The following is a 7,044-nucleotide window of genomic DNA, read 5'->3' as shown; positions in this document are numbered from 1 at the left end:
ACAACCATCCCCTAACTGCACAAAGTCTCAACAATTTGGCATTACTTTACCAGTCTCAAGGAAGATACAGCGAAGCCGAACCCCTCTACAACAGGTCCTTAGCTATCAGGAAACAACAATTAGGAGACAACCATCCCGATACCGCCACCAGTCTCAACAATTTGGCAGCACTTTACCAGTCTCAAGGAAGATACAGCGAAGCCGAACCCCTCTACAAACAAGCCTTAGCTATCATCAAACAACAATTAGGAGACAACCATCCCGCTACCGCCGCCAGTCTCAACAATTTGGCAGAACTTTACAGAGTTCAAGGAAGATACAGCGAAGCCGAACCCCTCTACAACAGGTCCTTAGCTATCAGCAAACAACAATTAGGAGACAACCATCCCGATACCGCCACCAGTCTCAACAATTTGGCAGTACTTTACTATTCTCAAGATGATATTCCTCAAGCCATTAATTATCTCAGCCAAGCACTTGCAGTAGAAGAAGACAACCTCTCAGAAAATCTAAATATTGGGGATGAACGTCAAAAACAAGATTATATAGCAACGGTTTCAGGGACGACTGATGGGGTGATTTCCCTCAATCTTCAAGCTGCACCTAATAACCCACAAGCAACCCGTCTCGCCTTGAAAACCATCTTAGAACGTAAAGGACGAATTTTAGATGTTTCAACCAATAGCTTACAAATTCTCCGACAACGTACTGATGACCTCGAAAGTCAACAATTATTAACTCAACTGATTGAAGTTCGGACGCAAGTATCTAACCTGACTTTTAAAAAGCCTGAAGATTTTCCCTCACCAGAAATTTACCGTCAACAACTTAACGAAGTTACCGAAAAAGCAAAAGAAATAGAGGGTAAAATCGGTCGTCGTAGTGCCGAATTTCGTAGCCTATCCCAACCCATTACCCTCGAAGGCATTCAAAAGCTAATTCCTGCTGATGCTGCTTTAGTTGAAATAGTCCGCTATCGACCTCTTAATCCTAAAGCGCCTGAAAATCAACGCTTTGGCAATCCTCGTTATGCTGTTTATATTCTCTATCCCAATGGTGACATCAAAGCCAAGGATTTAGGGGAGGCTAAACCAATTGACGACAAATTAATTTACTTCCGTGACAATCTTGCAGACGCAGAAACTCGTCTCCCCCAACTGCAAAAATCAGCGCGTCAACTTGATGAGACATTGATGCAGCCTATCCGTCAATTATTAGGCGATACTAAAACAATTCTGCTTTCTCCTGATGCTGGACTTAATTTAATTCCCTTTGAAGCATTAGTGGATGAAAATAATCAATACTTAGTGGAAAATTATCATATTACCTATCTCACTTCTGGACGAGATTTACTGCGTCTAAAAGATAAATTTGCCAGTCAACAATCTCCCCTCATTGTAGCTGATCCTTTCTACGGCAAAGCAGGGGAAAAAGTCGCTCTCACTCGTTCCATCGACCTGTCTGAGTTTACTTTTCCCGGTCTTCCGGGTACAGAACAAGAAGCTAAAGCGATTAAAAATATCTTACCTCAAGCCACTGTTTTAACTGGTTCTCAAGCCACAGAAAACGCCGTCAAACAAGCGAAAAAACCGAATATTCTCCACATCGCCACTCATGGTTTTTTTAAACCGGAACGCAATGTGATTGAGAATCCTTTATTGCGTTCTGGGTTAGTTTTAGCAGGAGTAAAAATCGGTCAAAGTGCAGGAGATGATGGTGTTTTAACTGCTTTAGAAACTACCAATTTAAACTTAGTCGGAACCAAATTAGTTGTTCTTTCCGCTTGCGATACGGGGAAAGGAGATATTAATATCGGCCAGGGAGTTTATGGATTGCGCCGCGCTTTAGTTATTGCGGGTAGTGAAAGCCAATTAATTAGCCTTTGGAAAGTATCTGACGACGCAACTAAAGATTTAATGGTCGCCTATTATGGACGCTTGCAAAAAGGAGAAAGACGCAGTGAAGCTTTACGACAAATTCAACTAGGAATGCTCAAGAGTGAGAAGCAAAAACATCCTTTTTTCTGGGCAAGTTTTATTCCTTCTGGTGATGCAACTTCGATGAAATTTGACTGATGAAGGTTTAGGAGTTAAACTTAGTGGTAAGATTATTATAGCGTTTCTGATTCACAAGAGGTACATTGCCGAACCTGAGCAGCTTAATCAGCAAAGGTTTAAGTGTGCCGCACATATGCGAGAACCGCTATAGTATCACAAAAAATTACTAGCCATAGCTTCCACGAAAGAATAGGAGTTTCAGACTTTTGGCGATTAACTCCCGAACGATAGCGATCGCTCAAAGGTCATCAAAAAATCAGGTTAAAATACCTGAAACCCATACACCATATTCGGTCGGTCCTGTCAATGCCTAAGTCCTATAATTGTCAATATAGATTTACGAACTTTTTTGTCGAAACCGGATCTTAAACTTTAAAAATAGGCATGATGGGAATAGTTGGGATCGAGGGGGTGGAAAGATGGATAGAATGGTGGCTTTGTAGTTACATATACTTGGCGAGCTCAGGAATTCACGCTACCCTAGGTATCGGGTTCTTTACATTTTGTTACTTAACATCCGTAAAAAAACCTGGTTCATTCACTTTATTTTCTCAAAAAAGAATCTTAAAACAGTATTAAGGTTTTATAATTGAGCAGTGTTGTCAGGAGGAACATTGTGTTTAAACGACTTGCAGAACAGCATCGCCAACTGGTCAAAGACTTGGTCATGGATTTACAGGCCTTAGCGATCGCACTAGAAAATCAAGGTTATCTAGCATCTTGCTACACCTGTGGCGGTCAAATGAACAGCGCATCCTTTATGGTCGGATTGGGTGAAACCCATCTAATTCGGTTTCTCGTGTCCGATTACGGCATCACCTGGACAGAAATGCGCGATGATCGAGAGTTAATGAAACTCGAAGGTGCGGAAGCCATCAGCCAACTACAGGAATTAGCCAATCTGATTAAATATCAAATTTCGCCGGCGGAATTTATTGACAAAAAACCCTCCTCCGTGCTGCAACGGTTAGAGACGGTTTAACCCCAGATAGATGTTACCTAGACCTGTATGTTTAGTGAACTTTTTCCCTAACCTTTCAGCCAACTGTTAGCTAGATAGGCCATTCGTTTCATCTCTTTTCGTCCCCGGGAGACGGAATCGAGGATCATGCCACAGGTCAAACTTAAAAAGGCTAAAAGCATGATCGAGGCCGATAAAATAGCGGTGGGAAAACGTGGTACTAAGCCGGTTTCGAGGTATTCAAACAGGACGGGTATCGCTAAGAGGAGGGAAATAACCGCCAAAATTAGCGAGACAAGGCTAAAAAAGAGAAAAGGACGAATTTCTTTAAAAAGTAAGATAGCGGTTCCCAATACTCGCCAGCCATCTTGAAAGGTTTTTAACTTACTTTGGGAACCTTCAGGACGTTCTCCGTAGAGGGTTGGTTCTTCGGCGAAGGGAATTTTTAATTCTAAAGCGTGGATAGTTAACTCGGTTTCAATCTCGAAACCATTGGACAAAGCGGGAAAAGATTTGACGAAACGACGAGAAAAGACGCGATAACCGGAGAGCATATCGATTAAACGCGCTCCAAACAGAAATTTCACCAATCCTGTTAAAAATAGATTACCAGCGCGATGACCGGGACGATAAGCCTGGGAGGATTTTGCCGCTTCCCGACGAGCACCGACGACCATATCCAATTGTTCCCGCAGCATTCGTTCAATTAAGGGTCGTACTGCCGCAATTTCGTAGGTATCATCACCATCGATGAGAATATAGATATCGGCCTCGATATCGGCAAACATCCGCCGGACAACATTACCTTTTCCCGGTTGGATTTCCTGACGAACGATCGCCCCAGCTTTGAGTGCCTCCGTCACGGTATCATCGGTAGAGCGGTTGTTATAGACATAAATTGCCGCTTCTGGCAAAAAAGTTTGGAATTGGGAGACAACTTTAGCGATCGTTAGTTCTTCGTTGTAACAGGGAATAATCGCAGCGATACGGTAGTTTTGCAAGGAAATCGGCGGAATAGCGGTCATTTCGATCATGGCTGACGACAATGTTTAATGATGGTTAGGGTCTGCTGAAAAAGTTTTTCGGTGGGGGTTGGGGGTTGGGGGTTGGGGGTTGGGGGATGGGTTTTACCGTTTTCCCCCTGATCACTCCCATGCCTGGTACTTTTTGATTGACAAAAAGTCTAAAAGTCTTACCCAACAAGGTTTTTAGATTTATTCAGCAAACCCTAGTTAGGGGTGTTTCTTGACGTTGGACCGCATGAATTGTCGGACAATGGGGGAAAGCATAATAATCGGGGTCGGCGGCCTTTCCCCAAGGAAAGTCATCGGCATTTTGATCAAGCCATTCCATCCCCTCCTTGAGACTTAATCCCCAGTAATCGGTTTCCTGTTGACCCTGGGCCGCTTTTAAGTCCCAAAAATTAATGCTGCCAGCGGTTGAACGAGAGTTAAAAAGGGTTTGCAGGACTAGAGGGCAAGTTTTCAAAGGCTTTCCTATTGCTTGCCGGACTTTTCGGGTTTAACCTCCGTCACACGCCAACTGAGTTTTAAATTCATCCAGAAGTTCCAAACGGTAACTATAGCGATCGCTATTAAGTTAGCAATATAGCGATTAATATCTAAGACATTGAAGAAAAAGTTTAAGAGCAGGACGTTGAGGATCAAACCGGCCAAACAAATAAGATTAAATTTAAGAAAACGTTTGAAACGCTGCTGCCACTGATTTTGGCCCGTGGACAAATCGCCAAAAGTCCAGCGATCGTTCCAGAGAAAATTATTAATAATGGCCACCTCGGCGGCGATAATCTTACTGCGAGTTACTCCCCAAGCGAGGGTAGTGGGATCGCTGAGGAGATAAAAGATAGCCATATCGACGAATACGCCACTAAACCCGACTAAACTAAAGCGAAGAAAGCGATCGAGGGGGAATTGCCAACGTCTTTTCAGACGACCAACGCGACCACGAGAACGTAATTTCAGCAGATGCAGAATATACTCGATGTACTGTTTCCAAGTGACCTTACTCTCGCCGTCTTGACGCTCTTGGAAAACGTAACCCACTTCGGCGATCTCGTCAATATTGCCGCGGCCGATAACTTCGAGGAGAATTTTATAGCCCATCGGGTTTAAGATCGGGCCAGCGATCGCTTGTCGATTAACCATGAAATAGCCACTCATCGGATCCGATACCCGTCCCACCACGTTAGGCAGAATGACTAATCCCAACAGCTGCGCCCCCCGGGAGAGGAAGCGTCGAGTTAGACTCCATTCGCTGACTCCACCCCCTTCCACATGGCGACTAGCCAGGGCGAGATCGGCTCCGGCTCTGGTTTGCTCGAATAATTTTAATAACACTTCCGGGGGATGTTGTAAATCGGCATCGATTACCCCAAGTATGTCGCCCCGTGCCACTTGCCACCCCCGTACCACTGCCGAGGATAAACCTTTTTCTCCCTCCCGGCGCAGCACTCGCAGCTGGGGATATTCAGGGATTAAAGACGCGGCGACTTCCCAAGTGCGATCGGGACTATTATCATCGACAACGATCAGTTCGTAATCATCGGGCAGGGCTTCGTCCAGTATTTGACTGAGAATGTTGACTAATTGAACGATATTTTGCCGTTCATTGTAGGTGGGAATGACTAGAGACAGGCTGAGAGGATAATTTTTTTCTTCTTCTAGGTTGCCGTCGTCCGGGGGAGGAGGAGATAAAGGTACCTGCAGATCTCCTGTGGGGGGATTTAAGAAAAGATGAGACTGCTGTATCTTCATGAAAAATTTGACCTCACTCGCGGTTGATTTAGCTACAGACGCACTGACAACAGCAGAAGATTCTGAATACTTTTGGCCCTTTGGAACCTAACCTATTGAACCATACCTTTGTCGTCTCTTGGGCGGACACAAGCATTGATTAACCGGTACTATCGGCCATGACTCGTAAACCCAAGACACTGTGGTGTTGATCGGGAAGGCAAAAGGTGCGATTGGCACTGCGTAGGTGCCTAGCTTCATCCCCCCAACTGCCCCCTCGCACTAAACGGGCGGAAGGATAACGGGGCTGCAAGCGATTATCCCTGTCTAACCAAGCACTACCATCTAGGGGCGGGGTTCCCTCGTAATTCCGGTGCCAGCTATCGGCGCACCATTCGCCCACGTTGCCGTGCATATCGTAGAGACCGAAATTATTGGGGGCGAAACTGCCCACTGGGGTAGTCCTGGCCAGATAGGTGGTGTTAGGTTCTTCGGCGTAGGGATCATAGACGGCAAAGTAATTGGCGCGCTCGCTGGTGAGGGTTTCCCCGCAGTAAAAGGGGGTGGTTGTACCGGCGCGACAGGCGTATTCCCAGCGTGATTCACTCGCTAGTAGGTAATCTTTGCCGGTGGAGCGGGAGAGTCTTTGACAAAATTCGATCGCCTCGTACCAGGAGACTCTCTCTACGGGTAAGTTATCGCCTTGGAAAAAGGAGGGCGCCGGGTTGAGTTCGAGATTAATTTTGGGCAGTTGGGCGATCGCTCGCCACTGTGCTTGGGTGATCGGGTATTTGCTCAGAAAAAAGGCCGCCGTCGTCAGGGAATTTTCTGGTTTTTCACTGCTAGTATGATCGCCTCTTTCCTCATTTTTTGAGCCTCGTAGAAAACTGCCCCCCGGAATAGCCACCATCTCTAGTTCGCTGCCGTTGCCTAGGAGTTCGCGCCAGGAACGAGCGCCCCAGCTTTGAGTGCCTCCGTCACGGTATCATCGGTAGAGCGGTTGTTATAGACATAAATTGCCGCTTCGGGCAAAAAAGTTTGGAATTGGGAGACCACTTTTGCGATCATTAGTTCTTCATCGAAAATTTTGGGTCTGAAACCCGGTCGTTCTAGGTTGGCTTTACTGTTAAATATTAACACATTTACGGAATATATGCTTAAATGTGAGACATGGAAAAAGCTTATTCTTACCGATTTTACCCCACACCAGAACAAGAGTCGCTATTGCGGCGCACTTTGGGCTGTGTAAGATTAGTTTACAATAAAGCTCTCC

General features: G+C 45.4%; 6 protein-coding genes and 2 pseudogenes. 3 read left to right on the top strand and 5 right to left on the bottom strand.

Annotated elements, in window-relative coordinates:
* The coding region (locus tag BGL89_RS01265; protein WP_286823840.1) for a CHAT domain-containing protein at window positions 1–2,075 on the top strand (2,075 nt) is incomplete at its 5' end.
* 598 nt (window positions 2,076–2,673) lie between these two features.
* A complete protein-coding gene (locus BGL89_RS01260) occupies window positions 2,674–3,039 on the top strand; it encodes a DUF1815 family protein (RefSeq protein ID WP_002801757.1) in 366 nt (121 codons plus the stop codon).
* A gap of 47 nt (window positions 3,040–3,086) precedes the next feature.
* On the opposite strand, the gene BGL89_RS01255 is transcribed toward BGL89_RS01260, so the two are convergent.
* The 5 genes and pseudogenes from BGL89_RS01255 to BGL89_RS01235 form a co-directional block, all read right to left on the bottom strand.
* Complete coding sequence (locus BGL89_RS01255) at window positions 3,087–4,052, bottom strand: glycosyltransferase family 2 protein (RefSeq protein ID WP_286823834.1); 966 nt, start codon at window positions 4,050–4,052, stop codon at window positions 3,087–3,089.
* A 184-nt stretch (window positions 4,053–4,236) separates the two neighbouring features.
* Window positions 4,237–4,506, bottom strand: coding sequence for a hypothetical protein (locus BGL89_RS01250; RefSeq protein WP_286823833.1), 270 nt, complete (start codon window positions 4,504–4,506; stop codon window positions 4,237–4,239).
* 8 nt (window positions 4,507–4,514) lie between these two features.
* Entirely contained in the window at window positions 4,515–5,792 is a 1,278-nt protein-coding gene (locus BGL89_RS01245) for a glycosyltransferase (protein ID WP_286823832.1), read from the bottom strand.
* A gap of 139 nt (window positions 5,793–5,931) precedes the next feature.
* Window positions 5,932–6,726: pseudogene (locus BGL89_RS01240) on the bottom strand (formylglycine-generating enzyme family protein); the annotation flags it as partial.
* A pseudogene (locus tag BGL89_RS01235) lies at window positions 6,720–6,839 on the bottom strand (glycosyl transferase); the annotation flags it as partial. The pseudogenes BGL89_RS01235 and BGL89_RS01240, both read right to left, overlap by 7 nt.
* A 102-nt stretch (window positions 6,840–6,941) precedes the next feature.
* On the opposite strand from BGL89_RS01235, the gene BGL89_RS01230 reads away from it, so the two are divergent.
* Window positions 6,942–7,044, top strand: a 103-nt coding sequence (locus BGL89_RS01230; protein WP_286823842.1) for a helix-turn-helix domain-containing protein, incomplete at its 3' end; no start/stop codon positions are given.

Origin of the sequence: Microcystis sp. LSC13-02 (genome assembly GCA_002282935.1) — a bacterium.
In the GTDB taxonomy this organism is placed as follows: domain Bacteria; phylum Cyanobacteriota; class Cyanobacteriia; order Cyanobacteriales; family Microcystaceae; genus Microcystis.
The sequence above is the reverse complement of the archived record's forward strand: the minus strand, read 5'-3'. Positions and strand labels throughout refer to the sequence as shown.

Excerpts from the sequence above, each read along its gene's own strand:
- BGL89_RS01255 (WP_286823834.1), bottom strand. The coding sequence starts at position 4,052 with ATGATCGAAATGACCGCTATTCCGCCGATTTCCTTGCAAAACTACCGT.
- BGL89_RS01245 (WP_286823832.1), bottom strand. The coding sequence starts at position 5,792 with ATGAAGATACAGCAGTCTCATCTTTTCTTAAATCCCCCCACAGGAGAT.